This window comes from Salmonella sp. A7, assembly GCF_020181675.1.
GTDB lineage: Bacteria > Pseudomonadota > Gammaproteobacteria > Enterobacterales > Enterobacteriaceae > Salmonella > Salmonella enterica.
This window is the reverse complement of sequence record NZ_CP084001.1, coordinates 4002917-4022012: the sequence shown is the minus strand read 5'-3', so window position 1 is coordinate 4022012 and position 19096 is coordinate 4002917. Positions and strand designations below refer to the sequence as shown.

Annotated in this window: 18 protein-coding genes and 1 pseudogene; 8 read left to right on the top strand and 11 right to left on the bottom strand. The window is 52.8% G+C overall.

Features of this window, described 5'->3' with window-relative positions:
- Positions 1 to 153: 153 nt before the first annotated feature.
- Together LCS67_RS19560 and argF (LCS67_RS19555) are read right to left on the bottom strand one after the other, a co-directional pair.
- Positions 154 to 1557, bottom strand: coding sequence for a YfcC family protein (locus tag LCS67_RS19560; protein WP_000514438.1), 1404 nt, complete (start codon positions 1555 to 1557; stop codon positions 154 to 156).
- A gap of 55 nt (positions 1558 to 1612) precedes the next feature.
- Positions 1613 to 2617 carry an ornithine carbamoyltransferase gene (gene argF, locus LCS67_RS19555; protein ID WP_000237031.1) on the bottom strand — a complete coding sequence of 335 codons (1005 nt, stop codon included), beginning with the start codon at positions 2615 to 2617 and terminating at the stop codon, positions 1613 to 1615.
- Positions 2618 to 2640: 23 nt separating this feature from the next.
- Between argF (LCS67_RS19555) and LCS67_RS22895 the strand changes: the two are divergent.
- Positions 2641 to 2723 (top strand): annotated as a pseudogene (locus tag LCS67_RS22895) (hypothetical protein); the annotation flags it as partial.
- Between the two features lie 5 nt (positions 2724 to 2728).
- Here the strand turns inward: LCS67_RS22895 and arcC are convergent.
- Both arcC and arcA read right to left on the bottom strand, forming a co-directional pair.
- On the bottom strand, positions 2729 to 3661 hold the full coding sequence (arcC, locus tag LCS67_RS19550) for a carbamate kinase (protein ID WP_000428751.1): 933 nt from the start codon (positions 3659 to 3661) through the stop codon (positions 2729 to 2731).
- Between the two features lie 10 nt (positions 3662 to 3671).
- The gene (gene arcA, locus LCS67_RS19545) at positions 3672 to 4892 is read right to left on the bottom strand and encodes an arginine deiminase (protein ID WP_000410838.1); all 1221 of its coding nucleotides are present in this window, start codon (positions 4890 to 4892) and stop codon (positions 3672 to 3674) included.
- 676 nt (positions 4893 to 5568) lie between these two features.
- On the opposite strand from arcA, the gene LCS67_RS19540 reads away from it, so the two are divergent.
- Entirely contained in the window at positions 5569 to 6021 is a 453-nt protein-coding gene (locus LCS67_RS19540) for a YhcH/YjgK/YiaL family protein (protein ID WP_000583457.1), read from the top strand.
- 72 nt (positions 6022 to 6093) lie between these two features.
- On the opposite strand, the gene argF (LCS67_RS19535) is transcribed toward LCS67_RS19540, so the two are convergent.
- Both argF (LCS67_RS19535) and argL read right to left on the bottom strand, forming a co-directional pair.
- Positions 6094 to 7098, bottom strand: a complete 1005-nt coding sequence (gene argF, locus LCS67_RS19535; RefSeq protein WP_000103041.1) for an ornithine carbamoyltransferase — start codon at positions 7096 to 7098, stop codon at positions 6094 to 6096.
- Positions 7068 to 7163, bottom strand: a complete 96-nt coding sequence (gene argL / locus LCS67_RS22890; RefSeq protein WP_223148976.1) for a putative translational regulatory protein ArgL — start codon at positions 7161 to 7163, stop codon at positions 7068 to 7070. The genes argF (LCS67_RS19535) and argL overlap by 31 nt, the downstream gene beginning before the upstream one ends.
- Positions 7164 to 7263: 100 nt before the next feature.
- Between argL and rraB the strand changes: the two genes are divergently transcribed.
- A complete protein-coding gene (gene rraB, locus LCS67_RS19525; protein ID WP_000002940.1) occupies positions 7264 to 7680 on the top strand; it encodes a ribonuclease E inhibitor RraB in 417 nt (138 codons plus the stop codon).
- 11 nt (positions 7681 to 7691) lie between these two features.
- The gene (gene miaE, locus LCS67_RS19520) at positions 7692 to 8504 is read left to right on the top strand and encodes a tRNA isopentenyl-2-thiomethyl-A-37 hydroxylase MiaE (RefSeq protein WP_000218452.1); all 813 of its coding nucleotides are present in this window, start codon (positions 7692 to 7694) and stop codon (positions 8502 to 8504) included.
- A 243-nt stretch (positions 8505 to 8747) separates the two neighbouring features.
- On the opposite strand, the gene LCS67_RS19515 is transcribed toward miaE, so the two are convergent.
- Positions 8748 to 9236 carry a DUF3617 domain-containing protein gene (locus LCS67_RS19515; protein ID WP_000681668.1) on the bottom strand — a complete coding sequence of 163 codons (489 nt, stop codon included), beginning with the start codon at positions 9234 to 9236 and terminating at the stop codon, positions 8748 to 8750.
- 106 nt (positions 9237 to 9342) lie between these two features.
- The gene (locus LCS67_RS19510; protein ID WP_001519079.1) at positions 9343 to 9846 is read right to left on the bottom strand and encodes a GNAT family N-acetyltransferase; all 504 of its coding nucleotides are present in this window, start codon (positions 9844 to 9846) and stop codon (positions 9343 to 9345) included.
- Positions 9847 to 10040: 194 nt separating this feature from the next.
- On the opposite strand from LCS67_RS19510, the gene LCS67_RS19505 reads away from it, so the two are divergent.
- Positions 10041 to 11228 (top strand): YjgN family protein, encoded by a 1188-nt coding sequence (locus tag LCS67_RS19505; RefSeq protein ID WP_001066974.1) that lies wholly within the window; start codon positions 10041 to 10043, stop codon positions 11226 to 11228.
- Positions 11229 to 11369: 141 nt separating this feature from the next.
- Here LCS67_RS19505 and LCS67_RS19500 read toward each other — a convergent pair whose 3' ends face one another.
- The 3 genes from LCS67_RS19500 to pepA all read right to left on the bottom strand — a co-directional run bounded on the left by LCS67_RS19500 (position 11370) and on the right by pepA (position 16318).
- On the bottom strand, positions 11370 to 14225 hold the full coding sequence (locus tag LCS67_RS19500) for a valine--tRNA ligase (RefSeq protein WP_000416331.1): 2856 nt from the start codon (positions 14223 to 14225) through the stop codon (positions 11370 to 11372).
- On the bottom strand, positions 14225 to 14668 hold the full coding sequence (gene holC, locus LCS67_RS19495; RefSeq protein ID WP_001523689.1) for a DNA polymerase III subunit chi: 444 nt from the start codon (positions 14666 to 14668) through the stop codon (positions 14225 to 14227). Before holC ends, LCS67_RS19500 begins: the two co-directional genes overlap by 1 nt.
- A 138-nt stretch (positions 14669 to 14806) precedes the next feature.
- Positions 14807 to 16318 carry a leucyl aminopeptidase gene (gene pepA, locus LCS67_RS19490; protein ID WP_000397158.1) on the bottom strand — a complete coding sequence of 504 codons (1512 nt, stop codon included), beginning with the start codon at positions 16316 to 16318 and terminating at the stop codon, positions 14807 to 14809.
- 280 nt (positions 16319 to 16598) lie between these two features.
- Here pepA and LCS67_RS19485 point away from each other — a divergent pair, with 280 nt between their 5' ends.
- The 3 genes from LCS67_RS19485 to lptG all read left to right on the top strand — a co-directional run bounded on the left by LCS67_RS19485 (position 16599) and on the right by lptG (position 18895).
- A complete protein-coding gene (locus tag LCS67_RS19485) occupies positions 16599 to 16649 on the top strand; it encodes a hypothetical protein (protein ID WP_212724070.1) in 51 nt (16 codons plus the stop codon).
- A gap of 63 nt (positions 16650 to 16712) precedes the next feature.
- Positions 16713 to 17813 (top strand): LPS export ABC transporter permease LptF, encoded by a 1101-nt coding sequence (gene lptF, locus LCS67_RS19480; protein WP_000584134.1) that lies wholly within the window; start codon positions 16713 to 16715, stop codon positions 17811 to 17813.
- Positions 17813 to 18895, top strand: a complete 1083-nt coding sequence (gene lptG / locus LCS67_RS19475) for an LPS export ABC transporter permease LptG (protein ID WP_001182242.1) — start codon at positions 17813 to 17815, stop codon at positions 18893 to 18895. Before lptF ends, lptG begins: the two co-directional genes overlap by 1 nt.
- Positions 18896 to 19096 lie beyond the last annotated feature (201 nt).

Sequence of the window (19096 nt, the reverse complement as noted above, 5' to 3'; positions counted from 1 at the left end):
GACTGGCGAAATTCATCACATTTGTCACATTGATTGCGGATCAATCGGGCGGTTTTGCAGGAAAATGAGAAGCCGATCAAAAAAGGTGACGGCGTGCCTGATGGCGCTGTGCTTATCAGTCCTGTCGGATAAGGCGCGTCGCCATCTGGCTCGTTACATCATCGCTCCGATGCTCAGTACCGCCATATTCAGCAATGTCAGGATCAGCAACAGCGGCGCGACCCATTTCAGATAGCGGACATAGGGAACCCGCGCGATTGCCAGACCGCCCATGACCACGGCGGAGGTGGGAGTAACCAGATTCACAATCCCGGAGGCCGACTGGTAGGCGGTTACGACCAAATCCCGTTGTACGTGGGCAAAATCCGCTAACGGCGCCATAATGGGCATCGTCAATACGGCAAGACCGGAAGAGGAGGGCACCAGGAAGGAGAGCAATACTTCCAGCCAGTAGGTTACGTTTATGAAAATGGTGGTAGAGAGGCCGGAAACCAGACTTTCCGCGCTGTGCAAAATGGTATGGGTAATCATACCGTTATCCATGACCACCACAATGCCGCGCGCGATACCAATAATTAGCGCCACGCCGAGCAAATCCCGCGCGCCGTCGATAAAGGTACTGGTGAACGCTTCCTCACCCATCCGCGTTATCACGCCAACGATAATCGCCGCCGCCAGAAAAACGCCGGAGATTTCCGCCATCCACCAGCCGAGAACCGCCACGCCGTAAATCATCACCGCGAAAGAGGCGGCGAAGATCAGCAGCACCCATTTCCGGGTAGCCGTAAACTCCAGCAGTGTATTGGCGCGATTGCCGAGGAAATGGGCGCGATTTTCCTCCATTTTATCCGCCACGACAGAAAGCTCAGGATGGGCGCGGACTTTGCGCGCATAGCGCATTACCCAAAACACGCACAGTACGTAGCCGACAATTAACAGCAGTACGCGCATCAGCATTCCCTGAGTAAAAGGGATGCCGGCGGCGTTGGCGGCAATGACCGTGGCGAAAGGGTTAATGGTCGAACCGAGCGTGCCTATCCCGGCGCCGAGCAGTACGGTTGCCGCCGCCACTAACGGATCGAAGCGGGCCGCCATCATAACTGGCACCAGCAGCGTGTAGAAGGGCAACGACTCCTCCGCCATGCCATAGATAGTGCCGCCTGCGGCGAACAGCGCCATCAGAATGGGGATCATCCACTCATCTTTGCCGTTGAGTTTGACTGTTACCCGTTCAATACCGGCATCAATCGCCCCCGTTTTATTCACCACCCCCAGAAAGCCGCCGATAATCAAGACAAACAGCGCGACGTCAATGGCGCCGGCGGTGTAGGTTTCGTGGTTATAGAGGCCGTCAATCGGCGCCAGTAAAACAGCGGTAATCCCTTGCGGATGCGCGTCCACGGGGGCATACGTTCCCGCCACCGGCACCTCTTTTCCCAGCGTGGCGTTCATCGCCATTTGGTATTTTCCCGCCGGCACAATCCAGGTCATCACCGCGACCAGGGCAATAAGAATAAACAGGATGGTATAAGCGGTGGGAAATTTAAATTTACCCATGATGTTCTCTCCTGATATCACGGATATGCGCCGCGAGGGCGCATATCCTGTGGGATTAGTCGCCGAGCGTCGCCACCATGACCGCTTTGATGGTGTGCATCCGGTTTTCCGCTTCATCGAAGACTATCGAGCCTGCGGACTCGAACACCTCTTCCGTGACCTCCAGTCCTTTCAGGCCGTAAGCCATTTCGATTTCGCGTCCCACTTTGGTGTGCTCGTTATGGAAGGCGGGCAGGCAGTGCATAAACTTCACATCAGGATTACCGGTAGCGTTTACCACCTGCTGGTTGACCTGATATGGCGTCATCAGACTGACGCGCTCCGCCCAGGCTTCTTTGGGTTCTCCCATCGAGACCCAGACGTCGGTATAGAGGAAATCCACACCGTGAACGCCGTCTTCAACGCTCTCCGTTAAGGTGATACGAGCGCCGGTAACGCTGGCGATTTCCCGGCACTGCGCGACCAGCGCGGCATCAGGCCAGAAGGACTTTGGCGCTATCAGGCGGATATCCATGCCCATCTTCGCCGCGCCCACCATCAGCGAGTTGCCCATGTTGTTGCGCGCGTCGCCCAGGTAGGCGAAGCTCAGTTCCGGCAGCGTTTTACCCGGCGCGTGTTCCAGCATGGTCATCAGATCGGCCAGGATCTGTGTGGGGTGAAATTCATCGGTCAGGCCGTTCCAGACGGGAACGCCCGCGTATTCCCCCAGCTCTTCCACAATGTGTTGACCAAAACCGCGATATTCGATGCCGTCATACATCCGCCCCAGGACGCGAGCAGTATCTTTCATGGACTCTTTATGGCCGATCTGCGAGCCGCTTGGGCCGAGATAAGTCACCTGCGCGCCCTGGTCGAAAGCGGCGACTTCAAACGCGCATCGGGTGCGGGTAGAGGTTTTTTCAAAAATCAGCGCGATGTTTTTGCCGATCAGCGTTTGCTTTTCGCATCCGGCTTTTTTTGCGGCTTTCAGCTCAATAGCCAGATCGATGAGGTGTTGGATTTCCGCCGGGGTGTAGTCAAGCAGCTTCAAAAAGTTACGATTTTTCAGTGAAATAACCATTACAATATCCTTGTTAAAATGAATTGCCTGATGGCGCTGCGCTTATCCGGCCCACGGTTATGCGCGCGCTGTAGGCCGGATAAGGCGGAAGCCGCCATCCGGTAAAAAGCCTTATGCGTCAACGTCGGCGGTTTCACACCGAATCAAAGTACCTTTCTCGCCCGCGAGAATGGCTTGCCCATCCGCCAGCGAGCCGATTCCGGCAATGCCGCGGCAATGGCTGACAAACTCAGCGCAGGCGGTCACTTTCGGGCCCATCGAACCGGCGTCGAACTGCATTTCACGAAGCAGCTCCGGCGTAACCTGCGCCAGCGGGCGTTGGGTGGGCTTGCCCCAGTCGAGATACACCGCGTCGGCATCGGTCAGAATGAGCAGCGCGTCGGCGTGAATTTGGCTGGCAAGCAGGGCGGCGGACAGATCTTTGTCGATCACCGCCTCGATACCGTGGTAGCCATCGGCTTTTTCCACGACCGGCACACCGCCGCCGCCGTTACAGATAACCAGGTGATCGCGGCTAATCAGCGCGCGGATGGCATCGTTTTCCACAATGCGTTTCGGCTGCGGGGAGGGCACAACGCGGCGGAAGGCGTTACCGTCGGCTTTGAATACCCAGCCCTTTTCTGCCTGTAACGCACGGGCCTGCGCTTCGTCGTAAATCGGTCCGATATATTTGGTTGGATTGAGGAATGCCGGGTCGTTGGCATCGACTTCGACCTGGGTGAGCAGGACGCTGATTTCACGCTCCGGCAGATGATTCTTCAGCGCCTGTTGCAGCATGTAGCCAATCATGCCCTGGCTTTCCGCACCGAGAATATCAAGCGGGTAGGGCGTAACGTTAGCGTAGGCGCTATTTTGTAGCGCCAGCAGTCCTACCTGTGGGCCGTTGCCATGCACTAACACCACGCGCCATTGCCGGGTAAGCTGGGCGATGGTTCTGGCCGCCAGTTCGATATTTTTACGCTGAATATCAGCCTCCAGCGGTTCGCCGCGTTTGAGCAGCGCATTGCCGCCCAGCGCGACGACCAGTGTGCGTTTGTTTTCCATAACGTCTCCTTTAAATACCATCGCGTTCCAGTGGACAGCTCATGCAGCGTGCGCCCCCGCGCCCGCGACCCAGTTCATCGCCGGGAATGGGAAGGACGGTAATGCCGGCTTTGTCGTATTTTTCGTTGGTCCAGATGTTGCGCTCATAGCCCACCACCACGCCGGGACGCAGGGTGAGCACGTTATTGGCGTCATTCCACTGTTCGCGCTCAGCTTCAAATGCGTCGCCGCCAGTGGTGATTAAGCGCACCTGATCGATGCCAAGCGCTTTTTCAAGAGCATGAACCAGCGTGCTCTCCTGGGTTCGTTTCAGACCGCCGCGTCCGTCTGGCGTCAGCGTCCAGCACTGAACGTCCGGGCGAACGACTTCCGGATAGACGGAGAAGGTGTCGATATCAATGTGGGTCATGACGGTGTCAAGGTGCATACAGGAGCGATGTTTTGGCAGTTCAACGGCAATGACGCGTTCCGCCTGACGATGTTTAAACAATGCCTGCGCCAGGAACTCGACGCCCTGCGGCGTAGTACGTTCAGACATACCGATCAACACCGCGCCGCGGCCAATCACCAGCACATCGCCGCCCTCTAAAGTGGCGTGGTCGTAATTAATGTCCTCGTCGCCGAAATATTTAATGAAATCACCGTCTGCGAATTGAGGATGCCAGCGATAAATAGCACGTAAATTATTCGTTTCACGTTGGCGTGCAGGTTTCGCCATGGGGTTAATTGAGACGCCGTTATATATCCAGCAGGACGTGTCACGGGTAAATAGGTGATTCGGTAATGGCTTCATAATAAAGTCATTAATATCGTGAGTATCGACCACCATATTTTTTATGGAGGCGGGGATTTCGCCGTAAGTTAAACCGCCGCTTAAATGGCGAGCCAGTTCACGGTGCGGCATATCCGCCAACCAGGCGCGAATATCTGCGGCAAAGGTGGGCCCAAGGCGATAATCGGAAATTTGCGTGTCCAGTAGCCAGGCTTTAGCGTCAGCCACATCCAGCGTTTGGGTGAGCAGGTCGGTTAACAGCAACACTTCTATCCCTTGCTGGCGCAGCGTGTTGGCAAAAATGTCATGCTCTTCGCCAGCGCGCTCTACGGATAATACATCGTCAAAAAGTAATTCCTGACAATTTGAAGGGGTAAGTCTTTTTAGGCTGAGATTGGGCCGATGCAACATTACACTGCGTAATTGACCGATTTCAGAACCGACAAAATGCTTTTCCATCATTATACCTTTTACATAATTTCAAGAATAAAGAAGGAGTGGCTGCAAATATTTAGCGTGCTTGCAGTCGCGGCGTTTCAGTTAAATTCGGGAGCAATGATTGAATTTTATTTGGGTTGTTAATGTGATGAGATTCACATCAATCAAGGAGTGCTATTTTTCTTATTTAATATATGAGCCGGGTCAGAGAAATTCAAAAAACAATAAGGCATTAAATGAATTACTACGCAGCTATATGGTTTGTTATTTTTTTATTGTTAATTATTTGTTTGTTGTATTGAATGATATTTAAATCTTAACTAATTGAAAACAAAGTGATTATTTTTAAGAGTTGCATAACTATGCGTGAGGGGGATTTTATTATCGGGGATATTTAAATAATTTAAAAATAACTATGGATATAGAAGTCATTTATGCAGGGAGAGCGAATTGTGATCGCTAAAACGTTTTTATGTTAACGCCTTTAATATCAAAGGGTTGTTAGTGATGGCGATTTGGCGCCGCTGGGGTTTATGCATAGGTACTGCATAAAGTTGGGCGAACTATTAACAATATATAAACACCGCTGGCGATAAACATGCGCTGGCGCAAAATCGATGAGAGTAAGGGTAGTATGGCAGCCATTTTTCTCGTATAAAGAGAAAAAATAAAATGCTGTTTTAACTAAGGGGATGCGATGATTATTGGCAATATTGAACATCTGGAGGCCTGGCTGCCGACGGCGTTACGGCAGGCGATTGAGCACGTCAATGCGCATGTCACGGCAACGACCGCGCCAGGTAAGTATGACATTGACGGCGACAGGCTGTTTTATATGATTTCTGAAAATATGACGGAGCCGGGCGAATCGCGCAGCGCAGAGTATCACGCCCGTTATCTTGATATTCAGATTGTGCTACAAGGTCAGGAAGGGATGGCATTCAGTACCCGGCCTGCAGGAACGCCGCACACGGACTGGCTGACGGATAAAGACATTGCATTTTTACCGACGAGCGTCGACGAGAAAACCGTCGTCCTGAACGAAGGCGACTTTGTGGTGTTTTATCCCGGCGAAGTGCATAAGCCCCTGTGCGCGGTGGGAGAACCGGCGCGGGTACGTAAAGCGGTGGTGAAAATGCTGATGGCGTAATATTTTGTCCGGATGGCGGCGCCTGCACGTTGCGATTTTGTAGGCCAACCGCCATCCGGCATCATAACGACATTATTTAGACAGCGTCGCTACCATTACTGCTTTGATGGTATGCATTCGGTTTTCCGCTTCATCAAAGACAATGCTGGCCGCAGACTCAAAAACCTCGTCGGTCACTTCCATCCCGCCATGTAAACCGTACTCTTCGGCCATTTTTTTGCCGAGCGTGGTTTCGTCATCATGGAACGCAGGCAGACAATGCAGGAACTTAACCTGCGGATTGCCGGTTAACGCCATCATCTGGCTGTTGACCTGATAATCACGCAGCAGGGCAATACGCTCCGCCCATTTCTCTTTGGGTTCGCCCATAGAGACCCAAACATCGGTATAGATAAAATCCGCGCCTTTTACGCCCGAGGCGATATCTTCGGTCAGGGTGATGGCGCCACCGTTCTTTTTCGCCATGGCGCTGCACTCCGCCACTAACGCGGCTTGCGGCCAGCAGGCTTTTGGCGCGACCAGACGGAGATCCAATCCTGTTAACGCGGCGGCTTCCAGCATGGAGTTACCCATGTTATTACGCGCGTCTCCGGCATAGACCAACGTCATCTCGTTAAAGGCTTTACCCGGCAGATGTTCCTGCATGGTGAGCAGATCCGCCAGTAATTGCGTTGGGTGATACTCATCGGTTAAACCGTTCCATACCGGCACACCGGAATATTCAGCCAGCGTTTCGACGATCTCCTGGCCATATCCTCGATACTGAATACCGTCAAACATCCGGCCCAGGACGCGGGCAGTATCTTTGATGGACTCTTTATGGCCGATCTGGCTCCCGCTGGAGCCCAGGTACGTCACGCGCGCCCCCTGATCGTATGCGGCAACTTCGAAAGAGCATCGTGTCCGGGTCGAGTCTTTTTCGAAGATGAGCGCAATATTTTTACCCACCAGCTTTTGTTCTTCTTTACCGTTTTTCTTATCGGCTTTCAGTTTGGCGGCAAGCTGCAACAGAGCAGTGAGTTCACTGGCGGTGAAATCAAGTAACTTTAAAAAAGGTTTTTGGTAAAACGTAGACATACTTCCCTCACATGGCTTAGGCCTCTCATTGAATTAAAATTCACTTTATATGGATGATTATTCATTTGCAACCCTGTTTGATAAAACTTTTCTCGATAAGGTGGAGGCAACGTCGGCGGTATGTGACAATAAGAGTATCGGCAGGACATCTATGAGGAACGAGCTATGGCAAACCCGGAATTACTGGAAGAGCAGCGTGAAGAAACGCGGTTAATTATTGAAGAGTTACTTGAGGACGGCAGCGATCCGGATGCGCTGTACACTATCGAGCATCACCTTTCCGCTGACGATTTCGAAACGTTGGAAAAAGCCGCGGTAGAAGCCTTTAAACTCGGCTATGAAGTGACGGAGCCGGAAGAGCTGGAAGTGGAAGAGGGCGATACGGTTATTTGTTGCGACATCCTCAGCGAGTGCGCGTTGAACGCCGAACTCATCGACGCTCAGGTTGAGCAACTGATGAACCTGGCGGAAAAATATGATGTTGAATACGACGGCTGGGGAACCTATTTTGAAGACCCTAATGGCGAAGAGGGTGACGACGACGATTATGTCGATGAAGATGACGACGGCGTGCGTCACTAAAGCTGTATAGTATGACGGTACGGCAGCGTCTGCTGTCGTATTTTTTTAACAGGTTACGTATGAATTACCCGCAAATACTCTCTCCGGTGCTTAATTTCCTGCATTGCCCGACGCCGCAGGCGTGGATTGTCCAGGCCCGCGATCCGCAAAATCTTCCTCTTCTGCTTACCGATCACTTGATCTGCGAACTGAAGGCTGCGCAAACCGCGTTGCTGTTGGTGCGTAAATATGTCGCCGATAAATCGGGCGCCGACGCGCTGCTCGCCTGGCTGCAACCTTACGAGGCGTTCGCGTTTCGTCAGGGGCCGGAGCCGGATTTCGTTGCCCTGCATAGACAGATTAGCAAAAGCGCCATGCCGCAAACTGATGACCCCTGGGGTCGTCAGCTGATCGACCGTATGGTGTTATTGATTAAAGAGGAGTTGCACCATTTTTGGCAGGTACGCGAGGTCATGCAGGCCAGAAACATTCCTTATGTGAAAATCACCGCCAGCCGCTACGCGAAAGGAATGTTGAAAGCGGTACGCACGCACGAACCGCTCACCTTAATTGATAAGCTGATTTGTGGGGCGTATATCGAAGCCCGCTCCTGCGAACGTTTTGCCGCTCTGGCGCCCTGGCTGGATGAGGATTTACAGACGTTTTATCTCTCGCTTCTGCGCTCCGAAGCGCGGCATTATCAGGATTACCTGGCGCTGGCGCAGCAGATTTCCGCCGAGGACATTTCTGCGCGCGTGCGCTATTTTGGCGAGGTGGAAGCTGACCTTATCTTGTCGCCAGACCGCGAGTTTCGTTTTCATAGCGGCGTGCCAGCCGCCGGATAAAGGGTAAAATTAAAGATTAGCGTTTTTATCTTTTACGCTGTCGCTGTCTGCAAAATTTGTGGTGGTCATCCGCCCGGCATCAAGCTGCTGGCGAGCAGGAAAGGTCATTTTCATGATATTCTGTTCTGAGTAAAGCCTGCCAGCGGCAGGCAAAAAGAACTCACTCAGTGTTATATTCCCGAAAGGTGACCGTGAACAATGCCATTATTGCATCAATCACTACGGGTTTTTGTGTTGAAATAGTTACTGTTTCACGCCTTTTGACGCTTCAGAGCAGGTCTTGCCAACAAAGGTTTGTTTAATTTTGTTGATGGAGGTTGTTTTATTACCTCCTGCATCGACATCCGATTTCATGGTCATCGCAAATTCTGTATCGCTTATTTTCGTCGTTTCTACAATAGAGTGCGATTTGGCATCAGGATTATTACACACAGTCTCATTGATCAGTTTGGTATCCGTACTTTCTACAAATGTTGTCGTGCAACCGCCTGCACTGGTAGAAAAACCCTTCACCATTTTTTTAGAATCTTCAGACATTTTAGGGGTATAACACATAAGCGTCGCTATGCCCGAATTTTTTTCATCCATTAATACTTCTTTTGTATCTGGATTGATGGTGCGCATTTCTATATTTTCCATTTTCCATTCGCCGGGCTGTATATCTAAAGCATATACATTAGAGATACTAATAAACATAGCGGGGAAAACAATTGCTGATAATAGGTGTTTCATTTATAACTTCCTTGAATAATAAGTGATTCCCGGATAACAGGATGTTTCCGGGATTACTTATATCAGCAAAAATAATACCTGGCGAGGATAAATAAACGCCTGGTTTTCAGAGATCCTTTAACATCCTCACTTCGCAATCGACATGTCCGGTGCAGCCGAGCGGTTCGCTAATATGTTCAAATCCTAAACGTTCGTATAGCGCAATCGCCTCGCGTAAAAAAGCCGTTGTTTCCAGATAGCAGCGTTTAAAACCCTGTTCACGGGCATGATCCAGCGCCATCAGCGCCAGCTTTTTCGCCAGCCCCTGGCCACGAATCACCGGTAAAAAATACATTTTTTGCAGTTCACAAATGTCTGGTTCGCTACAGGATAACGGCGCCACGCCGCCGCCGCCCACCACACAACCGTTTTGCTCTACCACCCAGTAGGCCGCGCCCGGTTGGCTATAAACCTGATACAGTTCATCCAGATTGGGGTCGGCAACGGTATAACCTTTATCGGCGGTAAGTCCGTATTCCGCTGAAACCTGACGGATGACACGGGCAATAGCGGCATTGTCGGCGGTAGTGATTCGGCGCACCGTGAGCGTTGGCGAGGCGACATTATTCATAATATGGCTCAATTTTTAAAATTTATTTATAGATTACTTTAATACCACCGTCTTGAGTCACGCGCAAGGAGATCCTGAATCAGACAAAATAAAAGGCGGAAAAATTAAACAAAAATAGTATCGTAGTCAAATCAGTAACAATTTACTGGTTTTTATTATTAATTCTAATAGATTGTAATTCAGGGATATGATTCATGAATAACGTTATCAGTAGTAAAGATAACCATAATCACACGTTGGTGTTTACAGGCAAGGGCGGAAAGTATTTTGTTATTTGCCTTGTGAATTTCTTGTTGACGTGTATCACGTTGGGAATCTATGCGCCGTGGGCGATGGTGAAATGTCGACGTTATATTTATACTAATATGACGCTAAACAATCAGCCTTTTGCTTACAAAGCCACGGGCGGCGCATTATTTATTAGTGTGTTGTTAGTTTTTATTATTTATATTGTTAGCCTCTCTCTTATTGAACACGGTCATCCCGGTCTCGGTTTTACGCTATTCGGCTTATTAATTGCGATTATTCCTTTTATGGCGGTGAAAGGATTACAGTATCAGGCGATGATGACTTCGCTTAATGGCGTACATTTTGGATTCCAGTGTTCCATGCGGCGCGCCTGGTGGTACATGTTCGCTCTCCCGGTACTCCTGATGGTGGCGCTTTATATTGTTCTTTATATTATCTCACTGGTAACCATCGCCGTCGGCGGTTTAGTGTTCAATATCGTTTTTCTCGGTTTGCTGGCTATTATTGGGATAGGGGTCATTAACGGTATTACCTACAGCAAATGGATGACCTTGTTTGGCAATGGCGCAAACTTTGGCATTCATCGTTTCTCGATTCAGGTTAATGTTAAAACGTGCATCAGAGGGTGCGTGTTGGCAATGTTGACCCTTTTCCCTTTTGCTGTCGTGATTGGTTATCTAATCGCGCCGGTGTTCACCGACATGATTCTTTTGAGTATGATGGGGAATGCGCAGGCAGGAGGGGCGCTTATTCTGCAATATTATGGCCAGATAATGGCATGTTATTTCCTCTATTTTCTCGCGATTATTGTGGTAACCAGTTACTTATATGTGGCGTTACGCAACCTGTTTTTAAACAATTTGTCACTGGCGAACGATTCGATTCGTTTTCATTCCTCTGTCACTGCACACGGTATGCTGTGGCGGTTACTGGTGGTGTTTGTGATTTCCGGCGTGACCTTAGGGCTGGCTTATCCGTGGTTGAAAATTTGGCTGGTGAGCTGGCTGGCGCAGAATACACAGGTCCAGGGCGATCTGGATTCGCTTGAGTTAACCAATGATGAGAAGCCGCTGGAAAACAGCCTGCTAATGTGGATTTCTCGTGGCATTATGCCTTACTTCCCGTTTATCTGATGTAAAAAGGCCGACGTTTACGTCGGCCCATAATTCATGTTGTCGGATGGCGGCGTGAATGCCTTATCCGGCCTACCGATCGCGCCATGTCAATAAGCGAACGTGTAGGCCTGGTAAGCGAAGCGCCATCAGGCTTTCAGATTACAGCGCGCTAATAACCGCCTGCTGCTCAATCAGTTTCGCTTTGGCTTCTGCGTAACCGTCCAGCTTCTCACGCTCTTTGGCAATCACCGCTTCCGGCGCACGGGCGACGAAACCTTCGTTGGACAGTTTGCCTTCGATACGGGCAATCTCGCCTTCGATTTTCGCCACTTCTTTCGCCAGACGCGCCAGCTCATCGTCTTTGTTGATGAGGCCTGCCATCGGGATCAGCAGTTCGGCGCCGTCGATGATTTTGGTCACGGAAACCGGGCCTTTGTCATCGGCTGGCAGCACGGTGATGCTTTCCAGACGCGCCAGGGTTTGCAGGAAGCTACGGTTGTCGTTAACACGACGAACGGCTTCTTCACTACAGCCGCGCAGCAGCAGTTCCAGCGGTTTGCCCGGGGCGATGTTCATTTCCGCACGAATGTTACGTACCGCGACGATCGCCTGCTTCAGCCACTCGGTATCGGCCAACGCGGCTTCATCCACCTGTGCGGCGTTATATTCCGGGAACGGCTGCAGCATGATGGTGTCGGCGGTAATACCGCAAATGACCTTCACGCGCTGCCAGATGGTTTCGGTGATGAACGGAATGATCGGGTGCGCCAGACGCAGCAAACCTTCCAGCACGGTGACCAGCGTATGGCGGGTGCCGCGCAGCTCAGACTCGGAACCCCCGGTCATCACCGGCTTGGTCAGCTCCAGATACCAGTCGCAGAACTGGTTCCAGGTGAACTCGTACAGGATGCCTGCGGCGATATCGAAGCGGAAGCTGTCCAGAGCGTCGCGGTAGGCTTTAACGGTCTGGTTGAATTCCGCCAGGATCCAGCGGTCCGCCAGCGACAGCGTCATTTCGCCGCCGTTGAAGCCGCAATCCTGCTCTTCGGTGTTCATCAGCACAAAGCGGCTGGCGTTCCACAGCTTGTTACAGAAGTTACGGTAACCTTCCAGACGCTTCATATCCCAGTTGATATCGCGGCCGGTCGAGGCCAGCGCCGCCAGGGTAAAGCGCAGGGCGTCGGTGCCGTGCGGCTCGATGCCGTTCGGGAACTGCTTCTCGGTACGCTTGCGAATTTTCTCCGCCATCTGCGGCTGCATCATATTGCCGGTGCGTTTTTCCAGCAGTTCCGGCAGGGAGATGCCGTCCACCATATCCAGCGGGTCGATAACGTTACCCTTGGATTTGGACATCTTCTGGCCTTCGTCGTCGCGAATCAGACCGGTCATATAGACGGTATGGAACGGCACCTGCGGCTTGCCGTTTTCATCTTTGATGAAGTGCATGGTCATCATGATCATGCGGGCAATCCAGAAGAAGATGATATCGAAGCCGGACACCATCACGCTGGTGGGGTGGAACTGACGCAGGGCGTCGGTGTTTTCCGGCCAGCCGAGGGTGGAGAAAGTCCACAGCGCGGAGGAGAACCAGGTATCGAGAACGTCTTCGTCCTGACGCAGCGCAACGTCGGCACCAAGGTTGTTTTCCTGACGCACTTCGTCTTCTGTACGGCCAACGTAGACGTTGCCGTCGTTGTCATACCATGCCGGGATACGGTGACCCCACCACAACTGACGAGAGATACACCAGTCCTGGATATCACGCATCCAGGAGAAGTACATGTTTTCGTACTGCTTCGGCACGAACTGAATGTCGCCGTTTTCAACCGCTTCCACCGCCGGTTTCGCCAGCACGTCGGCACGGACGTACCACTGGTCGGTTAGCATCGGTTCGATAACCACGCCGCCACGGTCGCCGTAAGGGACGGTCAGGTCGTGCGGTTTAATTTCTTCCAGCAGGCCGAGCGCGTCAACGGCAGCAACGATGGCCTTACGGGCAGCAAAGCGTTCCAGCTTCTGGAACTCAGCCGGAATCTCGCTGGAATAAACGTCAGACTCTTCACCTTTGGTATCGAACACTTCCGCGCTTTCGCGAATGTCGCCGTCAAAGGTCAGGATGTTGATCATCGGCAGGGCGTGACGTTTCCCGACTTCATAGTCGTTAAAGTCGTGCGCCGGGGTGATTTTTACGCAGCCGGTGCCTTTTTCCATATCGGCGTGTTCGTCGCCCACAATCGGAATACGGCGGTTAACCAGCGGCAGAATAACGAATTTGCCAATCAGATCTTTATAACGCGGATCTTCCGGGTTCACGGCCACGCCGGTATCGCCCAGTACGGTTTCCGGACGGGTGGTGGCGACGACCAGGTAATCTTTACCGTCTGCGGTTTTCGCGCCGTCGGCAAGCGGATAGCGGATGTGCCACATCGAGCCTTTGGACTCGCGGTTTTCCACTTCCAGGTCAGAGATGGCGGTGCGCAGCTTCGGGTCCCAGTTCACCAGGCGTTTGCCACGGTAAATCAGGTCTTCTTTGTACAGGCGGACAAAGACTTCTTTCACGGCATTGGAAAGACCTTCGTCCATGGTGAAGCGCTCGCGCTCCCAGTCAACGGAGTTGCCGAGACGGCGCATCTGACGGGTAATGGTGCCGCCGGATTCCGCTTTCCACTGCCAGATTTTGTCGATAAACGCATCGCGGCCGTAGTCGTGACGGGTTTTACCTTCTTCAGCGGCAATCTTGCGCTCAACCACCATCTGGGTCGCGATCCCGGCGTGGTCGGTGCCGACCTGCCACAGGGTGTTTTTACCCTGCATACGCTGGTAACGGATCATGGTATCCATGATGGTTTGCTGGAAAGCATGTCCCATATGCAAACTGCCGGTGACGTTCGGCGGCGGGATCATGATGCAGAAGGACTCTTTGCTTTCGTCGCCGTTAGGCTTGAAATAGCCCTGCTTTTCCCAGTGCTCGTAAAGCGGCTGTTCGATATCTTGGGGGTTATATGTCTTTTCCATTATTTCCAGGTTGCCGTATTCAGGTTAAAACCAGCCACGCGGTAGGCTTTGTAGCGTTCGCGCGCCAGTTGTTTCAAAGTTTCTTCGTAAGGGACGAAGTCTACCACTTCTGTGAAAGCGGTGGCAAAATCTGCAAAGCTTGTACGCAGGCTGATTAAAATATCGCGCGGGCTGCTGTTGCGTTTTTGCGGCCAGGCAATTTCAACCGGCGCGCCGCCGCGTGGGCCTTCGCCTGCCAGATTGTGCGGGACAAAACTTTCCGCCGGTCTCGCCCACAGCGCTTCATCCAGCCGAATGGCCTGCTTCTCATCTTCGCAGGCGATCAGCACGCGCTTGCCGGCGCGCCAACGTTCTGCGGCAATTTCACACACCAGTTGTTCAACGGCGCTTAAACCATTGACGGTAGTGTCATTATCCAGAAGATAGAACGTCGCATTTTTCATATATGGGGCTTCTTGTGGTGGATTTAAATGCGTTGCCATGATGCCTCCCGTAGGCCGGATAAGCGCAGCGCCATCCGGCAAAACGCCTGATGGCGCTGCGCTTATACGCCTTATCAGGCCTACGGGGTAATCTCAAACTTACTCTTCGCCGTTAAAGCCCGCGCGATTGAGCAGGAACTGCGACAACAGCGCTACCGGACGCCCCGTCGCGCCTTTCGCTTTGCCGGAGCGCCAGGCGGTGCCGGCGATATCCAGGTGCGCCCAGTTATACTTACGGGTAAAGCGCGACAGGAAGCAGCCCGCGGTGATGGCGCCGCCAGGACGACCACCAATGTTTGCCATATCCGCAAAGTTGGACTCCAGTTGTTCCTGGAACTCATCGCCCAGCGGCAGACGCCACGCGCGGTCGCCAGCCTGCTCGGACGCGCCGATCAGTTCATGCGCCAGCGGGTTATGGTTCGACATCAGACCGGTAATGTGATGGCCCAGCGCAATCACGCAGGCCCCGGTTAGCGTCGCCACGTCGATAACCGCTTCCGGTTCGAAGCGCTCAACGTAGGTCAGCACGTCGCACAAAACCAGACGGCCTTCGGCGTCGGTGTTCAGGACTTCAACGGTTTGACCAGACATGGTGGTCAGCACGTCGCCCGGACGATACGCGCGTCCGCCCGGCATGTTTTCACAGCCCGCCAGCACGCCGATAACGTTAATCGGTAGCTGAAGCTCGGCAACCATACGCATCACGCCGTAAACCGCCGCTGCGCCGCACATGTCGTACTTCATCTCGTCCATCCCTTCAGATGGCTTGATGGAGATGCCGCCGGAGTCGAAGGTCAGGCCTTTACCCACCAGCACGATCGGGCGCGCGTCTTCGGATGGATTGCCCTTGTACTCAATCACCGACATCAGCGATTCATTCTGCGAACCGTGGCCGACCGCCAGATAAGCGTTCATACCCAGTTCGCGCATTTGCTGTTCGCCGATGACGCGGGTGATGACATTTTTGCTGTAGCTGTCGGCCAACTGGCGCGCCTGTGACGCCAGGTAGGCGGCGTTACAGATATTGGGCGGCATGTTGCCGAGATCTTTCGCAGCCTTAATCCCGGCGGCAATGGCCAGACCGTGCTGAATGGCGCGTTCGCCGCTGGTGAGCTCACGGCGGGTCGGCACATTAAAGACCATCTTACGTAGCGGGCGGCGCGGCTCGCTCTTGTTGGTCTTGAGTTGATCAAAGCTATAAAGCGTCTCTTTGGCCGTTTCGACGGCCTGACGCACTTTCCAGTAGTTGTTGCGGCCTTTGACGTGCAGTTCGGTCAGGAAACAGACGGCTTCCATTGAGCCGGTATCATTCAGAGTATTTATCGTTTTCTGAATAACCTGCTTATACTGACGTTCATCAAGCTCGCGCTCTTTGCCGCAACCAATGAGGAGGATTCGCTCGGAAAGAACGTTAGGAACATGGTGCAGCAACAGAGTCTGCCCCGGTTTTCCTTCCAGTTCGCCGCGACGCAGCAATGCGCTGATGTATCCGTCGCTAATTTTGTCGAGCTGTTCTGCAATCGGAGAAAGGCGACGCGGTTCAAAGACGCCCACGACAATGCAGGCACTCCGCTGTTTCTCCGGGCTACCGCTTTTTACACTGAACTCCATGCACTATGCTCCTGAATCTTAAAGACAACAGTGGTGGCTACAGCTATACTCGTCGTCTTTCAAGTTGCAGATGCGTTGGCTGCGCCTGCTCACCCCTGTCGCTTACCTGATGTAAGCTCCGGGGCTCCACAGTCTTGCCGCCTGCCTGCAACTCGAAATCCATTAGAGTATAGAAATTGAAAGCTTTCGTAACTCATATCCGCTGTTGCGGTGACTTCGTGTTAATCTTAACGTTATTACGGCATTGGCACGTCAGAACAAGTTCTGAGAGGTGAATCCGCTGAGTATAATGATCTTAGCGATGATTTCGACGACTCAAGAGAATAAATGACGTTTAAGCCATGAAACAAGCTAAATTCCAGCAAAAAAATGGGTTTTTACGGGCGTATTTAAAGTGATAATCATAAGATATCTGGTGCGGGAGACGCTCAAAAGCCAGCTGGCGATACTCTTCATCTTACTTTTGATCTTCTTTTGTCAAAAGTTAGTGAGGATTCTCGGCGCGGCGGTTGACGGCGATATTCCCGCAAATCTGGTGCTCTCGCTTCTGGGGCTGGGCGTACCGGAAATGGCGCAGCTCATCCTGCCTTTAAGCCTGTTCCTGGGGCTGCTGATGACGCTGGGCAAACTGTATACCGAAAGTGAAATTACGGTCATGCACGCCTGTGGGTTGAGCAAAGCCGTATTGGTAAAGGCTGCTATGGTACTGGCGTTATTTACCGGTATCCTTGCGGCGGTTAACGTGATGTGGGCCGGCCCCTGGTCGTCAAAACACCAGGATGAAGTGCTGGCGGAGGCGAAAGCGAACCCCGGTATGGCGGCGTTGGCGCAGGGGCAATTCCAGCAGGCGACCAACGGCAGCTCGGTGCTGTTTATCGAAAGCGTTGATGGCAGCGACTTCCACGATGTTTTCCTGGCGCAGATTCGCCCTAAGGGCAATGCTCGTCCTTCTGTAGTCGTGGCCGATTCCGGACACCTTACTCAGTTGCGCGATGGTTCCCAGGTTGTCACCTTAAACAAAGGGACGCGTTTTGAAGGGACGGCGTTGCTACGCGATTTTCGCATCACCGACTTCCAGAACTATCAGGCGATTATTGGCCATCAGGCCGTGGCGCTGGACCCGAACGATACCGACCAGATGGACATGCGCACGCTGTGGTATACCGACAACGATCGCGCTCGTGCCGAGCTGCACTGGCGTATCACGTTAGTCTTTACCGTGTTTATGATGGCGCTGATGGTCGTGCCGCTCAGCGTGGTGAATCCACGTCAGGGGCGCGTCTTGTCTATGTTGCCCGCCATGCTGCTTTATCTGCTGTTCTTCCTGATCCAGACCTCCATTAAATCGAATGGCGGTAAAGGCAAACTGGACCCGGTTATCTGGATGTGGGCGGTCAACCTGATCTATCTGGCGTTGGCGATTGGTTTAAACCTGTGGGATACGGTGCCGGTCCGCCGCCTGCGTGCCCGTTTTCTGCGTAAAGGAGCGGTATAATGCAGCCATTTGGTGTACTTGACCGCTATATCGGTAAAACCATTTTTACCACCATCATGATGACGTTGTTCATGCTGGTGTCGCTCTCCGGGATCATCAAGTTTGTCGATCAGCTGAAAAAAGCGGGGCAGGGTAACTACGACGCGCTGGGCGCGGGTATGTACACCCTGCTCAGCGTACCTAAGGATATCCAGATCTTCTTTCCTATGGCGGCGCTGCTTGGCGCGCTGCTGGGACTGGGGATGCTGGCGCAGCGTAGCGAACTGGTGGTGATGCAGGCATCGGGTTTCACCCGTATGCAGGTGGCGCTGTCGGTGATGAAAACGGCTATCCCCCTGGTGCTGTTAACCATGGCGATCGGCGAATGGGTCGCCCCGCAGGGCGAGCAGATGGCGCGTAACTATCGTGCGCAGGCGATGTATGGCGGTTCGCTGCTTTCCACCCAGCAAGGTCTGTGGGCGAAAGACGGGAATAACTTTGTCTATATTGAACGGGTGAAGGGCGACGAGGAGCTGGCCGGCATTAGTATTTACGCTTTCAACGATCAGCGTCGTTTGCAGTCGGTGCGTTACGCCGCTTCGGCAAAATTCGACCCGGAGCATAAGGTCTGGCGTTTGTCGCAGGTGGATGAGTCCGATCTGCAAAACCCGAAACAGATCACCGGTTCGCAGACGGTGAGCGGTACCTGGAAAACGAATCTGACGCCGGATAAGTTAGGTGTGGTGGCGCTGGACCCGGATGCGCTTTCCATCAGCGGTCTGCATAACTACGTTAAATATCTGAAGTCGAGCGGACAGGACGCCGGACGTTATCAGCTCAATATGTGGAGTAAAATCTTCCAGCCGCTCTCCGTGGCGGTGATGATGCTGATGGCGCTGTCGTTTATCTTTGGCCCACTGCGTAGTGTGCCGATGGGCGTGCGCGTGGTGACGGGGATTAGCTTCGGCTTCGTCTTTTACGTTCTCGACCAGATTTTTGGCCCGCTGACGCTGGTATACGGCATTCCGCCGATTGTCGGCGCGCTGCTGCCGAGCGCGTCTTTCTTCCTGATTAGCCTGTGGCTAATGCTGCGTAAGTCGTAATCACAGGCTGCCATCCGGCAATGCAGTAAAGCGCGGTGCCTGATGGCGCTGCGCTTATCAGGCCTACTATGACCCGTAGGCCTGATAAGTCCTTTCCGCCGCCATCCGGCAGACCGCCTGGTATTCCTCGAATGATGTAGCGCGTAACCTGACGCGTGGCGCTTTTGGCTACGCGTTAAGCTCAGGCAAGCTGCGGGAAAA

Bases quoted from the DNA above. Each gene is read 5' to 3' on its own strand.
- LCS67_RS19560 (WP_000514438.1), bottom strand. From the start codon at position 1,557: ATGGGTAAATTTAAATTTCCCACCGCTTATACCATCCTGTTTATTCTT.
- argF (WP_000237031.1), bottom strand. From the start codon at position 2,617: ATGGTTATTTCACTGAAAAATCGTAACTTTTTGAAGCTGCTTGACTAC.
- arcC (WP_000428751.1), bottom strand. From the start codon at position 3,661: ATGGAAAACAAACGCACACTGGTCGTCGCGCTGGGCGGCAATGCGCTG.
- arcA (WP_000410838.1), bottom strand. From the start codon at position 4,892: ATGGAAAAGCATTTTGTCGGTTCTGAAATCGGTCAATTACGCAGTGTA.
- LCS67_RS19540 (WP_000583457.1), top strand. From the start codon at position 5,569: ATGATTATTGGCAATATTGAACATCTGGAGGCCTGGCTGCCGACGGCG.
- argF (WP_000103041.1), bottom strand. From the start codon at position 7,098: ATGTCTACGTTTTACCAAAAACCTTTTTTAAAGTTACTTGATTTCACC.
- argL (WP_223148976.1), bottom strand. From the start codon at position 7,163: ATGAATAATCATCCATATAAAGTGAATTTTAATTCAATGAGAGGCCTA.
- rraB (WP_000002940.1), top strand. From the start codon at position 7,264: ATGGCAAACCCGGAATTACTGGAAGAGCAGCGTGAAGAAACGCGGTTA.
- miaE (WP_000218452.1), top strand. From the start codon at position 7,692: ATGACGGTACGGCAGCGTCTGCTGTCGTATTTTTTTAACAGGTTACGT.
- LCS67_RS19515 (WP_000681668.1), bottom strand. From the start codon at position 9,236: ATGAAACACCTATTATCAGCAATTGTTTTCCCCGCTATGTTTATTAGT.
- LCS67_RS19510 (WP_001519079.1), bottom strand. From the start codon at position 9,846: ATGAATAATGTCGCCTCGCCAACGCTCACGGTGCGCCGAATCACTACC.
- LCS67_RS19505 (WP_001066974.1), top strand. From the start codon at position 10,041: ATGAATAACGTTATCAGTAGTAAAGATAACCATAATCACACGTTGGTG.
- LCS67_RS19500 (WP_000416331.1), bottom strand. From the start codon at position 14,225: ATGGAAAAGACATATAACCCCCAAGATATCGAACAGCCGCTTTACGAG.
- holC (WP_001523689.1), bottom strand. From the start codon at position 14,668: ATGAAAAATGCGACGTTCTATCTTCTGGATAATGACACTACCGTCAAT.
- pepA (WP_000397158.1), bottom strand. From the start codon at position 16,318: ATGGAGTTCAGTGTAAAAAGCGGTAGCCCGGAGAAACAGCGGAGTGCC.
- lptG (WP_001182242.1), top strand. From the start codon at position 17,813: ATGCAGCCATTTGGTGTACTTGACCGCTATATCGGTAAAACCATTTTT.